Here is a 12,427-nt window from a genome sequence, read left to right on the forward strand (position 1 = left end):
CCCTCAGTCACCTGTTCCTTCACCGTTCTCGATCCGTTCGACGGCCGCCGCGACCTCGTCGCGCCGCATCCACAGCTCGGGCCCCGCGTGCGCGCGCGCCTCGCGGGCGCGCCGGGCCTGCTCGTCCATGAGGGCTCCCGCGACGTGCTCGTCGAGGTGCGGCACCGACGGCGTGACGGGCCCGGGCACCGAGTGCACCGCGAACGTCGCGACCCGCAGGCGCCGCTGCCACGGACCCTGCTGCAGCCCCAGCGACTGCGTGCGCTCGTGCGGCACGATCTCCACCCGGCGCACCAGGCGCCCGCGCCGCAGGACCAGCGCTCGGCCCGTGACCGCGAAGCCGTTGCGGCGCCACGAGAGCGGGTCGAGGATCCGCGCGCGCCGCGGGGCCGTCGTGAAGTGGGCCCCGGCGTCGATCCCTGACAGCGCCTCGTCGAGCAGCGCGCGCGGGTCGACCGTGCCGAGGTCCGGCAGGACGAGCCACACCGCGCCCAGCGCCTCGTCGCGCGTGCCGACGGGCAGCAGGACGCTGTTGTTCGTCGTCCCGTCCGCGCTCTGGCCGTAGCCCGCCACGTTGACCTCGACGCGCCACCAGTCGGCGCTGCGCCACAGGAGCCCCTGCGTGAGGCGGATCGCCTGCACGCGCCCGGGCGGGATGGTCTGCGAACGGGTCTCGAGCAGGCCGTGGCGCAGCCGGATGCCGTCGGGCGAGATCGCGCTGCGGAAGTTGAACTCGCGCGTGAACCGGCCGAACAGGTAGCCGCCGACGCCCAGGACCAGCGGGAGCGCCGTGAACAGCGTCCCGATCTCGCGCGTACCGACAGCGACGCCGATGAGGCCGAGCACGGCCAGGACCAGGACGATCATGGCGACGGTACGGATCAGCGACCAGATCAGGCGGCCCGGAGGGACCTCCATGACGGGCTGCTCGGGGGCCTCGGGTGCTTCGAGGAGCACGTGCCCGACGACGTCGCCCACCCCGGGAGCACCGGCGCCGGCTGCGTCGACGGGGGCCCCCTGGACGGAGTCACCGCGGGGAGCGTCACCGACGGCAGGGCTGCCGGCGGTGTCCCCTGCCGGGGTCCCCGGGACGGCCGCGGGCCGCGCGGGCGTCGTCCCGAGACGCAGGCCCGCCGCCCGGGCGAGCAGCTCGGCCCGCAGGTGGTTCGCCTCGTCGAGCTTGAGGAAGCCGAGCTTGATGCCCGAGTCCGAGCCCCCCGCGACCTCGAGCTTGAGCTCGGCGAGACCGAACAGGCGCGCGACGAGCGGCTGGACGATGTCGACGGCCTGGAGGCGGTCGAGTCGCGCCTTGCGCTGCTGCCGGAACAGGACGCCCGTGTGCAGGCGGACCGACTCGTCGTCGATCGCGTAGGTCGTCATGCGCCACGCCAGGGCCGAGTAGCCCAGGCCGATCAGGCCGATCACGAGGATCGCGCCCAGGACCTGCCACCAGCCGTTGCCGGCCAGCATGTTCTGCCCCTCGGGGAGTCCTTCGAGCGTGCGGTTGCCGACGATGACGAGCAGGACCGCGATCACGGACCAGCCCCGGACGACCGGGGTCACGGGGTGGACGCGGTGCCAGGTCAGGTCGGTCGGCGGAGACTCGGGCGGAGTGCTTCGCTCGGTCATAGCCCGGCCAACCGTGCCTCTCCACGGGACGCGAGACGGTCGCGCAGGCGCTCGGCCTCAGCGGGCTCGAGCCCCTCGATCGACGCGTCGGTCGCGGGCGACGCGGTGTGCAGCTGGACCTGCGCGATCCGGAGCTTGCGGGCCAGCGGGCCGGCCTGCACGTCGACGTACTGCATGCGCCCGTAGGGCACCACCACGAGCGAGCGGAACATCACGCCCTTGCGGATCAGGAGGTCCTCGTCGCGCTCCGCGTAGCCGATCGCACGGACCTGCCGGGGCACGACCAGGGCGCACCAGACGCCGATCACGAGAGCGACGGCCGGGATGATCCACAGCCACACGATGCTGAAGACCAGGGCGAAGACGGCCCCCAGGACGAACGGCACGAGGAGCGAGATCGCTACCGTGACGAGTCGCGCGGTGACCAGCCGGCTCGAGACGCCCTGCCAGGTCACCCCCGGCGGGTCGAAGGGTCCGCTGGGTGCCGTCGCCGGGACCCGGTCGACGGGATGATCGGAGGCGTGGTCGGTCATGGCCTCATCCTCCCATCCGGGGCGTGCCCACGGCGTCGTCCGACGTGCTGACGCGCGTCAGCCTGCGGCGTCGGCCCCGGGCTCGTGGTCGCCGGGAGCCCGCGACCGACCACCCGGGCCCGGCTCGGTGTCCTCGGGCGGGAGCTGGCAGAACTTCTCCACCACGAGCCCGACGACAGCGAGCACGAGCGCGCACGCGGCCGCGATCCCTGCGGCGACCGCCCGGTCGCGCCGCGCCTCGATCGCGAGGTCGCCGAGCACCGCGACGACCTGCGCCAGGTACCACCCGGCGAGGAGCGAGCCCGTGAGGGCCGCCGCCTTCGCCAGCACCAGGGTGCGCGCGGCGCGCAGCGGGTCGAGCGACGGCCGACGTCCCTTGAGGTACGAGCGGACCGCCCACCCCGCCCAGAACACTGCCGCGGCCAGCCCGACCAGGGCCACGTCCACGACCCACGGCACCGCGGGCAGATAGGTCGCACGGCGCTCGAGCCCGACGACGACGAGCCAACCGAGCAGCGTCGTGGCGACCGTGACGAGCAGGAGCGTCGTGACCTTGGTGCGTCGCATCAGCTCGACGGACCGCGCAGGTCGGCCGGGAAGGACATGGGCACACCCGTGATCGGTTCCTGCTTGACCGGCTGGGCAGGGGGGACGGGCTGTGCCGGGTGCACGGGCTGGAAAGCGCTGGCCGGCGCCTCGTGGACCGGGCGGAACGCCGGCGCGGCCGGCTCCGGGGCCGGGGCCTGGGCCTGACGACCGACGGGCTCGGGGGAGAACGGCGTCGGAGCCGGCGGCTGCGGCTGCGGCTGCGGCTCGGGGACAGTCCGCTGCGCGGGAGCCGTCACCGCGGACCAGCTCGGCGCGACCGGGGCGTCCGAGGAGCCTGCCGGTGAGCCGCCGAGGCGGTCCGTGGCGCCCTGTGCCGACGAGCCCGGTTCCGGGGTGGTCGGGGTCTGCTGAGCGGACACGTCCGCCCACAACGGCGGGACCTGCGAGTGCGGGGGCTCCTGGCCGTCCTGCGGGTGCACGGGGTGGAAGGCCGGGACGAAGGACGCCGGCTCGGCGGGAGCGGCGGGAGCGGCGGGGAGTGCGGGCGCGGTCGGCTGCTCCTGGACGTCGGGAGCCGGGGCGGGTGCCGGTGCGGGTGCTGGTGCAGGTGCGGCCACCGCGGGCTGGTCGTGCGTGGCCCGAGGCGCCTCAGGCTCAGCCGGAGCCTCAGGTGCTGGGGTCTCGACCGGAGCGGGCTGCGCCGGGGCGCTCTGCACCGGGGCGGCAGCCGGCTCGACGACGGGAACCGCCGGCGGTGTCGCCGCAGGAGCGGGCTCGGGCTCCGCGTCCGTCAGCCAGTCGAGCGCGAGCCAGCGGATGCCGCCACGGTCCGGAGCCGTCGCGGCCAGGGTCGCGACCGGGCCGCCGCCGAGACCGGGCAGGAAGGCCTCCGGGGCGACCTGCGCCCAGGGCTCCAGGACGAACGCGCGCTCGTGAGCGCGAGGGTGCGGCAGCTCGAGGTCCTCGGTGATCTCCGCGACGGTGCCGTAGACGATCAGGTCGACGTCCAGGGTGCGAGGCCCGTTGCGTTCCGCGCGCACCCGCCCGTGGGCGTTCTCGACTCCCTGGCAGGCCCTGAGCAGGGCCCGCGGGGACAGGGTGGTGCGCGCGAGCAGGATCGCGTTGAGGTAGTCGGGCTGGTCAGGTCCGCCGACAGCCGCGGTCCGCGCGAGCGGCGAGACCTCGGTGATCTCCAGGCCGGAGATCCGGTCGAGGTCCGTGACGGCGTCGCGAAGCGTCTGCTGGGCGTCGCCCAGGTTCGCGCCCAGAGCGAGGACGACCGGCACGAAGCCCGACGGCACCTCGTCGAGGCGATCGGTCTCGACCGCGGGCTCGGGTGCGGGTACGACCTCGGGCTCGGGCGCTGCCTGCGCCGCCTGCTCGGGAGCCGGGACCGGTACGGGGGCGAACGCGGGCTCAGGTGCTGCCTGCGCTGCCTGCTCGGGAGCCGGAACCGGAACGGGGGCGAGCGCGGGCTCGGGCTCGGACGACGGCTCGTCCGCGACCACGGTCGAGGCTCCGCCGGCGTCCACTGTGTCGCCGGCCTCGGCCGACGGGACCGTCTCGGCGGGCCCGGCGATCTCCTCGATCGCGAGCGGCTCGGCGCGGACGGCGGTCTCGATCTCGACGGGAAGCGCCTGCGCGTGGCCGGGCTCGACCGGGGCCACCGGCTCCGGGTCCTGGGCCCACGGCTCGGCCGGCTCTGCCGCAGCGACAGGCACGGCGGGCTCGGCCGGAACCGCGGTCTCCGCCAGGGTGGCGACCTCGGGCGCGTCAGCCACGTCCGGCACGACCGGCTCGGCAGGTACGACAGGCTCGGCGGGTGCGGGCTCGTACGCTGCGGCTCCGTACCCCGCGAGCGGCTCGACGCTCACAGGGGCATCGAGGGGCGCCACCTCGTCGGCAGGCTCGTCCGCAGCGACCGGCTCGGGCACGGGCGCGATCTCCTCGACGGCCTCCGGGACGGGCTCTGGGGTCACGACCACGGCCAGAGGCTCGGCCTCGTACGAGACCGGTGCGACGTCGTCGGGCACGACGGGAGCGCCCTGCGGAGCCGAGGCCCCCAGGACGACCGCGGGCTGCGCCGCGACCTCGTCGACGGGAGCCGGCGCGCTCAGCGCGTCCTCGGGTGCGCTGTAGAACGAGTCGAGCGCCTCGACGAACTCCGCGTCGGAGATGCTGCTCGTCAGGGACTCCCCCGCGGGAGCGCCGAGGTCCTCGGGAACCGCGAGGAAGCCCTGGTCGGTCGAACGGTCGGGGGCCGCGACGGGCGCCGCGGGCGGGATCGACGGTGGCATCACGGCGGGCGCCTCGAGCGGCGTCCCGGCGGTGGGGCCGGGCTCTCCGACCGCGACGTTGCCGAGCACCGCGGGGGTGATCGAACCGACCGGGAGAGGGACCACGCGAGCGGGCTCGACCGCGACCACGGGCACCTTCACCCGGTCGCGGCGGATGACGACCTCGACGTCGTCGAACGGCACCGTGATGGGCGCCTGCGGCTTGTGGATCGCGACGTCGACCGCCTCGATCGAGGCGTGGCGCAGCGCGACCGCGGCGACGCGCTCGGCGACCGTCTCGATGAGGTCCGCGGGCGAACCGGCCAGCACCGCGACGACGTCCTCCGCGACGACCGCGTAGCTCACGGTGTCCTCGAGGTCGTCCCCGGACGCGGCGCGCCGCGTGTCCAGGTGCAGCACGACGTCGGCACGGAAGAGCTGACCGTCGATCCGCTCGTGCTCGAAGACACCGTGGTGCCCCGTCGCGCTGAGCCCCGTGAGCCGGATCTGGTCGAGAGGGCGACCGTCGGTCCCGTGCACCGCTCCCTGGAACGCTGTGCTCACGTCGTACTCCTGTCGTCGCTGTCGTTCGTTCCGCTGTCCTTCGCCCGCTGCGCCGCCCGGTCGGGCAGGTCCGCGGGGCCAGCGGTCGTTCGTCCCGCCGGTGTGCCGGAGGTGACCGCCTCGGCGACCGTTCCCCCGGAGGCATCTTCCCCCGTCGCCCCGGCCCGAGTCCACGCCGCGGCGACCCGCACCGCGTCCGCCGAGGACCGGACCGCGTGCACGCGCACGCACCAGGCACCCGCTGCCGCCGCGAGGGCCGTGATGGCCGCGGTCGCCCCGTCACGTGCGAGCGGGGGGACGGGCTCGCCGTCCGGGCCCGCGAGCAGGTGACCCAGGAACCGTTTGCGCGACGCGCCCACGAGGACCGGGAAGCCCAGCTCCCGCAGGACGTCCAGGTGCGTCAGGAGCGGCCAGTTGGTGGAGCCCGCCTTGGAGAACCCCAGGCCCGGGTCCAGGACGATCTGCTCGTCCCGCACGCCCGCCGACCGCAGCGCCTCGACGCGTGCGGCGAGCTCGTCGCGCACGTCCGTCACGACGTCGTCGTACTGCTCGAGGTCGTCCATGACGTCCGCGTGCCCGCGCCAGTGCATGACGACGAACACGGCCCCGGTGCGCGCGACCACACCGGCCATGTCCGGGTCCGCGAGGCCCCCCGAGACGTCGTTGATGATGCGCGCGCCGGCCGCGACGGCCTGCTCGGCGACGAGCGCCCGCGTCGTGTCGACGCTGACGACCGCTCCCTGGGCCGAGAGCGCGGAGATCACGGGCAGGACCCGGGCCAGCTCGTCCTCGACCGGGACGCGCCCCGCACCGGGGCGCGTGGACTCGCCCCCGACATCGAGGACGTCCGCTCCCTCCGCGAGGAGCTCGAGGCCGTGCTCGATCGCCGCGCGCGGCTCGAACCACTCGCCACCGTCCGAGAAGGAGTCGGGCGTGACGTTGACGACGCCCATGACGAGCGTCCGGTCGAGGTCCCCCAGCTCGGGCAGGAGAGCGGGGGCCGTGCCGTGCTGCGTGTACCGCACTGCGTCGTGCCTACCGTCCCAGGATCAGGCTCATGGCCTCGGCGCGGGTCGCGCCGTCGCGCATCTGGCCGCGCACGGCCGAGGTCACGGTCCGCGAACCGGGCTTGCGCACGCCCCGCATGGACATGCACAGGTGCTCGCACTCGACCACGACGATCACACCACGCGGCGCGAGGTTCTCGACGAGCGCGTCGGCGATCTGCGACGTCAGGCGCTCCTGGACCTGGGGGCGGCGCGCGAAGACGTCGACCAGGCGGGCCAGCTTGGACAGCCCCGTGATGCGACCGTCCACGTTGGGGATGTACCCGACGTGCGCCACGCCGTGGAAAGGCACCAGGTGGTGCTCGCACGTCGAGTAGACCTCGATGTCCTTGACCAGCACCATCTCCTCGTGACCGAGGTCGAACATGGTGGTCAGGACATCGGAGGGCTCCTGGCGCAGGCCCGCGAAGATCTCGCGGTAGGCGCGAGCGACACGGGAAGGGGTCTCCTGGAGTCCCTCGCGGTCCGGGTCCTCGCCCACGGCGAGCAGGAGCTCACGCACTGCTGCGCGGGCCCGCTCCTCGTCGTACTCGGGGACGTCCGCCGGGGCGCGCAGCCCCTGGTCGGGCACCTGGGCCACGTCAGACCTGCCCGTCGTCGACCACGCGGTCCGCGGGGACCTCGCCGATGCGCTCGGGCGGGAGCTCGTCGGCCGCCGCGGCGGCCTCGTCCTGCGGGACCACGACGGGGTGCCCCTGCGGGTCCTTGGGCAGGGTGGCCTTCTCGGCCTCGGTCATGACCGGGGGCCGCTGCGAGACCGAGCGCTGCTCGCTCGAGAGCCAGACCTCACGCGCGTCGCGCTTGACGACGGGAGCGAAGATCTCGGCGAGCTCGGCCTGGTTCAGCGTCTCCTTCTCGAGGAGCTCGAGGACCAGGTGGTCGAGCACGTCGCGGTACTGGACGAGCACCTCCCAGGCCTCGTCGTGGGCCGACTCGACCAGGCGGCGGACCTCGTGGTCGACCGTGCCCGCGACCGACTCGGAGTAGTCGCGCGTGTGGCCCATGTCGCGACCCATGAACGGCTCGCCCGCGCCGATGCCGAGCTTGATCGCGCCGACGCGCTCGCTCATGCCGTACTCGGTGACCATCTTCTTGGCGATCGCGGTCGCCTTCTCGATGTCGTTCGAGGCGCCCGTCGTGGGGTCGTGGAACACGAGCTCCTCGGCCACGCGGCCGCCCATGGCGTAGGCGAGCTGGTCGAGCAGCTCGTTGCGCGTCGTGGAGTACTTGTCCTCGAGCGGCATGACCATGGTGTAGCCGAGCGCACGACCACGCGGCAGGATCGTCACCTTGGTGACGGGGTCCGTGTAGCGCATGGCCGCGGCGACCAGGGCGTGACCGCCCTCGTGGTACGCCGTGATCTTCTGCTCCTTGACGTTCATCACGCGGGTCCGCTTCTGCGGGCCGGCGATCACGCGGTCGATGGCCTCGTCGAGCGCGCGGTCGTCGATGAGCTGGGCACCCGAGCGCGCGGTGAGCAGCGCGGCCTCGTTGAGCACGTTCGCGAGGTCCGCACCGGTGAAGCCGGGGGTGCGGCGCGCGACGGCGGCCAGGTCGATCTCCGGGACGATCGGCTTGCCCTGGGCGTGCACGGCCAGGATCGCCTCGCGGCCCTTGAGGTCGGGCGCCTCGACCGCGATCTGGCGGTCGAAACGGCCCGGACGCAGGAGCGCGGGGTCGAGGATGTCGGGGCGGTTGGTCGCCGCGATGAGGATGACGTTGGTCTTGACGTCGAACCCGTCCATCTCGACGAGGAGCTGGTTCAGCGTCTGCTCGCGCTCGTCGTGCCCGCCGCCCATGCCGGCACCGCGGTGGCGGCCGACGGCGTCGATCTCGTCGACGAAGATGATGGCCGGCGAGTTCTCCTTGGCCTGCTGGAACAGGTCACGGACACGGCTCGCGCCGACGCCCACGAACATCTCGACGAAGTCCGAGCCGGAGATCGTGTAGAACGGCACGCCCGCCTCGCCGGCGACGGCGCGCGCGAGGAGGGTCTTGCCGGTCCCGGGAGGCCCGTAGAGGAGCACGCCCTTGGGGATCTTGGCGCCCACGGCCTGGAACTTGTCCGGCTCGGCGAGGAACTCCTTGATCTCGTAGAGCTCCTCGACGGCCTCGTCCGCGCCGGCGACGTCGGCGAACGTGACCTGCGGGGTGTCCTTCGAGGCGAGCTTGGCCTTGGACTTGCCGAAGCCCATGACCTTGGAGCCGCCGCCCTGCATGCGGGACAGCAGGAACCAGAACACGAGCCCGATGATGAGGAAGGGCAGGATGAGCGAGAGCGCCGACGCGAGGAACGAGGGACGCGCGATCTCCGAGTTGTAGCCCTTGGGAGGGTTCGCCTCGGTCACGGCGTTCACCACGGCCTCGCCCTGGGGTGCGACGTAGAAGAACTCCACGCTCTTGCCCTGGGACTTGCCGTCGACCTCGTAGTTCTCGGTGAGGGTGAGCTGGACGCGCTGGTCCCCGTCGACCAGGAGGGCCTGCTCGACCTTCCCGTCCTTGAGGAGCTCGAGCCCGGTCGAGGTGTCGACACGGTGGACGCTGGGTCCGGACAGGGCCATGAAGGCGATCCCGAGGATCGCCAGACCCACCACGATCCAGACGATCGGCCCGCTGAGAATCTTCTTGATGTTCATCGGCGACGGGGACGAGCCCCCGCATCCCTCCACTCGCGCAATGGTTCCGCCAGTGAAGTTACACGCACAACCTGGCAGTTGGCTGGTCTGTTCGCCCAGGGCGTGGCTTCGAGGAGCGGCGTCCCGCGCGGGTCGCGGCCTGAGCCGCGGGCTCGCCCCGCGGTGCCCGGCGGCGGGGGCGCGACCGAGGTCGGCGCCCCCGCCGCCGTCACCGGTCGGGGCTGGGGTGAGGCGTCAGGACGAGTAGACGTGCGGGGCGAGCGTGCCCACGAACGGCAGGTTGCGGTACTTCTCCGCGTAGTCCAGGCCGTAGCCCACGACGAACTCGTTGGGGATGTCGAAGCCGATGTAGCGCACGTCGACCTCGGTCTTCGCGGCGTCGGGCTTGCGGAGCATCGCCGCCACCTCGACCGACGCGGGGCCGCGGCTGCGCAGGTTCGACAGCAGCCACGAGAGCGTGAGGCCCGAGTCGATGATGTCCTCGACGATGAGCACGTGGCGCCCCGTGAGGTCGGCGTCGAGGTCCTTGAGGATGCGCACGACGCCCGAGGACTTGGTGCCCGAGCCGTAGGACGAGACGGCCATCCAGTCCATCTCGACGTCGTGGTGCAGGCGGCGGGCGAGGTCGGCCATGACCATGACCGCTCCCTTGAGGACGCCCACGAGGAGCAGGTCCTTGCCCGCGTAGTCGCGGTCGATCTGCTCGGCGAGCTCGTCCAGCCTCCCGCGGAGCTGCTCCTCGGTGAGGAGGATGTTCTCGAGGTCGTTGCCGACGTCGGATGAGTCCACGGGTTTCACTCCTGTGCTGGTTCTTCTGATGGGGTTCGCGCGAGCGAGGGAGGCCGTTCCGGCCCCAGGAAGAGTCTCCCACGGGTGCGCGAGGCGCGAAGGTCGCCCGGGAGGTGCGCGGGGCCCTGGCCCCGCCACGCGACGACCAGGGCGTCGAGCGTCGCGACGTGGCTCGCGAAGAGCGAACCGGCGGGACTCCCGGCCTCCTGGGCCGCGGCGCGCAGTGCCCGACGGCGCAGCGCGGCCGGGGCGTCCGCCAGCACCTGGGTGTCGAGCACCACAGCGACGTCCGGTCGGGTCACGGGCGGTTCGTCGCGCGTCCCGACGGGCCGGGCGCCCCGTGAGGCCGGGGCGTAGGCGTCCGCTCCGAGCGGTTCGCGAGGTTCGTCGGGCTCGGCGACCCGCGCCTCGTCGAGCAGCCGGGCCGCGAGGTCGTCGAGCAGGTCGGCGTCCTCGCGGAGCTGGTCGGCCGTCCGCGCCAGCGTGACCGCGACCCCCGGGCCGAGCACGTCCTCGAGCACCGGGAGCGCCCGGGCGCGCACCTGCGAGCGCAGCGGCAGGTCGACCCCCGCGTCCTGCGACGGCGCGCCGGCCGCGCCGCCGTTCGTGGGGTCCGTCCACCACGTCAGCCCGTTCGCGGCGCACACGGCCTCGGTGTCGGTGCGACGCAGCCCCAGCAGCGGACGCCGGTAGACGCCCCGTCTGGCCGCCATGCCCGCGAGCGAGCGGGCCCCCGACCCGCGCGCGAGACCCAGCAGCACGGTCTCGGCCTGGTCGTCGAGCGTGTGCCCCAGCAGGACCGCGGCCGCCCCCGTGCGGTGAGCGACGTCGTCGAGCAGGGCGTAGCGCGCGTGCCGCGCCGCCGCCTCGAGCCCGCCCCGGCTCCCGACCCGCACGCTGCGCACCTCCACCGGATCGAGGCCGAGCGCGCGGCACTGCTCGCCCGCGCGCGCCGCGACGTCGGCGCTCCCCTCCTGGAGCCCGTGGTCCACGACGACCGCACCGGCCCGCAGCCCGTCGCGCGACGCCACGAACGCCGTCGCGGCCGCGAGCGCGAGCGAGTCCGCCCCGCCCGAGCAGGCCACGAGCACGAGCGAGCCGGGCGCGAGGTCGCGCAGCGCGGCACGCACCGCACGGCGGGCCGCGGCGTCCGCGGGACGAGGTCCGACCACCCTGCGCACCGTCAGCCGTGGACCCGGCGCACCCAGGCGCCGGGTTCCGCGATCTCGCGGGCCGAGGGCAGCGTCCCGGGGCTCGTCCAGACCGCGTTGAGGCCGTCGCGCCCGACCTGCCTCTCCACGGCACGGACGAACGCCGCACCGTCGCGGTACTGCGCGAGCTTGGCGTCCATCCCGAGGAAGCGGCGCAGCACCGTGTCGAGCGTGCTGCTGCCCTGCCCGTCGCGTCGCGCCTCGAACCGGGCACGGATGCGACGCACCGTGGGGACCGTCCGGCGACCGACGGCGTCCATCATGACGTCCGCGTGCCCCTCGAGGAGCGCCATGACTCCGGACACCTCCTCGAGCACGGCTTTCTGGTCGGGCGTGAGCAGGCCCTCGGCCACGCCGCCGCCCTCGCCCCGGACCGCACGCACGACGACGCGGCCCGCGGTCGCGACCTTCTCCCGCAACCGGGCGTCGGCCAGGTGACGCGACGACTCCGAGAGCCCCACGAGCAGGTCGTGCGCGCGGGCCCGCAGGTGGTCGGCGAGCCACGGGGCCGCCGCGAACTGCAGGGCGTGCGTCTGCTCGTGGAGGCACACCCAGAGGCGGAAGTCGGCCGGGACCAGGTCCAGGTCCCGCTCGAGCTGGAGGACGTTGGGCGCGACGAGGAGCAGGCGGCCGGGGGGTGCGCCGCCGTCGGGCCGACCGCCTGCGGCGCTCTCCGCACTACCGCCTGCGGCGCTGAGTCCACTACCGCCTGCGGCGCTGTACGGATCGAACTGTCCCAGCACCCTGCTCGACAGCGCCGCGAGCACCGCCCCCACCTGCGCCGCGCCCACCAGGGCCGTCGTCACCGAGACCGGCTTGTCGTCCTTCCCCGTCAGCGCGTCGGCGACTCCGTCGGTCAGGCTCGCCATGACCTCGGTGTTCGCCCGCGCCCAGCGCGGTCGGTCGACCACGAACACCTGCGACAGCTCGCCAGGCTCCTCGCTCGCGACGCCCCCCGGTGCTGCTGCGCTGCCGGGCAGGGCGGCCGGCACCATGCGCGTGACGCGCAGGACGTGCGGGACCGCGTCCGACGCCGCGGCCCGCAGGCCCGCGACGAGCTCCGCGAGCTCGTCGCGCGAGGCCAGGGGACCCGGCCGGGCCACCCGTCCGGCGATCTGCGCTGCTGCGGACCAGTCGACGAGCGGCGTGCCGAGCACGGGAGACGTCATCGCC

The 12,427-nt window shown here is 74.1% G+C and carries 10 protein-coding genes; all 10 read right to left on the bottom strand.

The window, feature by feature from the left end:
- Positions 1–3 precede the first annotated feature (3 nt).
- The gene (locus tag ACIPWA_RS07475) at positions 4–1,629 is read right to left on the bottom strand and encodes a PH domain-containing protein (RefSeq protein ID WP_400289211.1); all 1,626 of its coding nucleotides are present in this window, start codon (positions 1,627–1,629) and stop codon (positions 4–6) included.
- The gene (locus ACIPWA_RS07480) at positions 1,626–2,162 is read right to left on the bottom strand and encodes a PH domain-containing protein (protein ID WP_400289213.1); all 537 of its coding nucleotides are present in this window, start codon (positions 2,160–2,162) and stop codon (positions 1,626–1,628) included. Before ACIPWA_RS07480 ends, ACIPWA_RS07475 begins: the two co-directional genes overlap by 4 nt.
- Before the next feature lie 57 nt (positions 2,163–2,219).
- Complete coding sequence (locus ACIPWA_RS07485; RefSeq protein WP_400289216.1) at positions 2,220–2,729, bottom strand: DUF3180 domain-containing protein; 510 nt, start codon at positions 2,727–2,729, stop codon at positions 2,220–2,222.
- A complete protein-coding gene (gene folK / locus ACIPWA_RS07490) occupies positions 2,729–5,551 on the bottom strand; it encodes a 2-amino-4-hydroxy-6-hydroxymethyldihydropteridine diphosphokinase (RefSeq protein WP_400289218.1) in 2,823 nt (940 codons plus the stop codon). Before folK ends, ACIPWA_RS07485 begins: the two co-directional genes overlap by 1 nt.
- Positions 5,548–6,504: a dihydropteroate synthase gene (folP, locus tag ACIPWA_RS07495; RefSeq protein ID WP_400289660.1), complete on the bottom strand. Its 957-nt coding sequence runs from the start codon at positions 6,502–6,504 to the stop codon at positions 5,548–5,550. The genes folK and folP overlap by 4 nt, the downstream gene beginning before the upstream one ends.
- 82 nt (positions 6,505–6,586) lie before the next feature.
- Entirely contained in the window at positions 6,587–7,189 is a 603-nt protein-coding gene (gene folE, locus ACIPWA_RS07500) for a GTP cyclohydrolase I FolE (protein WP_056646542.1), read from the bottom strand.
- 10 nt (positions 7,190–7,199) lie between these two features.
- On the bottom strand, positions 7,200–9,254 hold the full coding sequence (gene ftsH, locus ACIPWA_RS07505; protein WP_400289220.1) for an ATP-dependent zinc metalloprotease FtsH: 2,055 nt from the start codon (positions 9,252–9,254) through the stop codon (positions 7,200–7,202).
- Between the two features lie 234 nt (positions 9,255–9,488).
- Entirely contained in the window at positions 9,489–10,043 is a 555-nt protein-coding gene (hpt, locus tag ACIPWA_RS07510; protein WP_056645212.1) for a hypoxanthine phosphoribosyltransferase, read from the bottom strand.
- A gap of 5 nt (positions 10,044–10,048) precedes the next feature.
- Entirely contained in the window at positions 10,049–11,215 is a 1,167-nt protein-coding gene (gene tilS, locus ACIPWA_RS07515; RefSeq protein WP_400289223.1) for a tRNA lysidine(34) synthetase TilS, read from the bottom strand.
- An 11-nt stretch (positions 11,216–11,226) separates the two neighbouring features.
- Positions 11,227–12,423: a zinc-dependent metalloprotease gene (locus ACIPWA_RS07520; protein ID WP_400289225.1), complete on the bottom strand. Its 1,197-nt coding sequence runs from the start codon at positions 12,421–12,423 to the stop codon at positions 11,227–11,229.
- Between the last annotated feature and the right edge of the window lie 4 nt (positions 12,424–12,427).

Source organism: Oerskovia enterophila, assembly GCF_044748475.1.
In the GTDB taxonomy this organism is placed as follows: domain Bacteria; phylum Actinomycetota; class Actinomycetes; order Actinomycetales; family Cellulomonadaceae; genus Oerskovia; species Oerskovia enterophila.

Bases quoted from the DNA above. Each gene is read 5' to 3' on its own strand.
- ACIPWA_RS07475 (WP_400289211.1), bottom strand. From the start codon at position 1,629: ATGACCGAGCGAAGCACTCCGCCCGAGTCTCCGCCGACCGACCTGACC.
- ACIPWA_RS07480 (WP_400289213.1), bottom strand. From the start codon at position 2,162: ATGACCGACCACGCCTCCGATCATCCCGTCGACCGGGTCCCGGCGACG.
- ACIPWA_RS07485 (WP_400289216.1), bottom strand. From the start codon at position 2,729: ATGCGACGCACCAAGGTCACGACGCTCCTGCTCGTCACGGTCGCCACG.
- folP (WP_400289660.1), bottom strand. From the start codon at position 6,504: ATGGGCGTCGTCAACGTCACGCCCGACTCCTTCTCGGACGGTGGCGAG.
- ftsH (WP_400289220.1), bottom strand. From the start codon at position 9,254: ATGAACATCAAGAAGATTCTCAGCGGGCCGATCGTCTGGATCGTGGTG.
- ACIPWA_RS07520 (WP_400289225.1), bottom strand. From the start codon at position 12,423: ATGACGTCTCCCGTGCTCGGCACGCCGCTCGTCGACTGGTCCGCAGCA.